Source organism: Coleofasciculus sp. FACHB-712, from assembly GCF_014695635.1.
GTDB lineage: Bacteria > Cyanobacteriota > Cyanobacteriia > Cyanobacteriales > FACHB-T130 > FACHB-T130.
Genome location: NZ_JACJOQ010000668.1, coordinates 1 through 2153, shown reverse-complemented (window position 1 = coordinate 2153; position 2153 = coordinate 1). Strand labels below are relative to the sequence as shown.

Below are 2153 nucleotides of genomic sequence, written 5' to 3'. Positions count from 1 at the left end.
CAAGAATACCGCCTCCAGAATGGTAAATCGGTTATTGTGCTGGGCGAAGGGCGTTTAATTAACTTGGCGGCTGCGGAAGGACATCCCAGCGCAGTGATGGATATGAGCTTTGCAAACCAAGCTTTAGCTTGCGAACACCTCGTCAAGAACAAAGGCAACCTGGAACCTGGATTGCACTCCATTCCAGTCGAGGTTGACAAAGAAATTGCACGGCTGAAGTTGCAAGCAATGGGTGTTCAAATTGATAGCTTGACACCCGACCAAATTGAGTACATCAATTCTTGGACTTCTGGAACCTAAATCGGTAAGGGTGGGCGATGCCCACCCTTCGTCATCATGTAGTAACAACTCAGGATTGCCACTTATCCGGATTGTTTGTTTGTGTTAACGAAAATTTTGCGAAAGCTTCAGTTGTGGAAACTGACCCAGAGAAACGGTAGGTTTACTCAACAGCTTTTCAACCTCACGACATCCTTAATGTAGTCAAGCTGAGCTTGCTAAAAACTGAACCCTGTCTTTAGTAAAAAAGGGCAATTAAAAGAATGATTGCTACTTCAAATTGCCAATAAAACTTTCACCGCAAAAATTGGATATTGCAAATTTACGATGAAGATTTAGATAAATCAATTTTCAGATTCTCGAAAACCTGATAAAGTTAAGCAAACTTAGCTTGTTCACTAAACTTAACAGTTTAATTGTGACGTTAAGACAATGCGATCGCGAGAAGTATTGAAATTTTCAATTAAAATAACTGTTCCCTAATACCCAACACTGACTTATGCAGGAATGGATCACGAACACCATGAATTCCCTCGGTCACTTGGGAATTGGACTGCTGATGTTTTTGGAAAATCTTTTTCCCCCCATCCCTTCCGAACTGATTATGCCCTTGGCAGGGTATGTCTCAACGCAACCAAATAGCAAAATCCACTTTTTTGGAGCGATCGCAGCGGGAGTAATCGGCACGATGCTGGGTGCATTGCCGTGGTACTACGTGGGTAAACTCGTAGGCGAAGAGAACTTAAAGCGATTAGCGAATAAGTATGGCAGGTGGATCGGGTTATCCAGCAAGGATATTGACAAAGCAGATAATTGGTTTGATAAGCACGGCGGTAAAGCAGTGTTTTTTTGCCGTTTGGTTCCTGGAGTTCGCACTTTAATTTCGCTTCCAGCAGGCATCAGCGGGATGCCTTTATTGCCTTTTTTAATCTACTCAACCCTTGGCACTACATTATGGGTGGGTTTGCTGACTTATGCCGGATACGCACTAGGCGAAAACTATGAGCTTGTAGATGAGCATCTTGGGCCTGTTTCTAAAATTGTGTTTGTGATTCTTATTGTCGCTTTTGTTGTCTGGTTAGTTAGGAAAAAGCAAAAAAACAAAGGCAACAAGCAAGCGTGAAGAGGAAAAGCTTGGTTATTTACAAAGAATCATTGATTCCCAGAATGGCTAAGTCATTTTATAGGTGTAGCCATCCTCAATGATTTGTGAATCTCTGTAGAGACGCGATATATCGCGTCTCTACAAGCAAATATCCGTTTATAACTTAAATAGGATTTTTATAAAAAAATATTCAAGAACTAGGGTACTTTCCGAAAAAATTTAATTGGTTCGAGCCAAATTTACTCAATAGCTACCCTTAACCCTACTTGCTCAGGGGGTTTTGTTATACGCGGATTTTTTTTTATAAAAATGTTAAAAACTCCCCAATACCAATTCACTTTTTCGATGCTAAATATCTGAATTTCTTAAAGCAATCAACAAAGGGGTGCCAGACCGAACTCTTGCAGAAATAGAGCGAAAGGGTATAAGCAAGAAAGGAGTTATATTGGAGCGTTTTTCACAAAATTTTCGCACTTTTGCTCCAAAATTACCGTATTAGCGCTGTGCAATCGCGAACGTTTTTAGCTTATAACTGGATCTGGCATTTTTAAAACTTTATATTAAAACTTTAGAAACAGGGAAGCGATCGCAATTGAGTGGAGCGATCGCTGACAACAATTATTGAAAAAACTTCCATCAGTCTCAAGCTGTGTTAAAACCGGAGAGATCGGTAAACAGAGCGCATACGCTACGCGACCCCTGCGGAGTTTTCCCTTGAGCGAAGCCTAGCGCGTTGCGGTAGAAAATACCCTACGCGAAAACAAGGAGA

The 2153-nt window shown here is 41.2% G+C and carries 2 protein-coding genes; both read left to right on the top strand.

What is annotated here, in order from left to right:
- Positions 1-300, top strand: a 300-nt coding sequence (locus H6F50_RS25155) for an adenosylhomocysteinase (protein WP_190430794.1), incomplete at its 5' end; no start/stop codon positions are given.
- 478 nt (positions 301-778) lie between these two features.
- Positions 779-1402, top strand: coding sequence for a DedA family protein (locus H6F50_RS25150; RefSeq protein WP_190430793.1), 624 nt, complete (start codon positions 779-781; stop codon positions 1400-1402).
- Positions 1403-2153 lie beyond the last annotated feature (751 nt).

What these genes read in the sequence shown, in the direction of transcription:
- H6F50_RS25150 (WP_190430793.1), top strand. Translation starts at nt 779, where the DNA reads ATGCAGGAATGGATCACGAACACCATGAATTCCCTCGGTCACTTGGGA.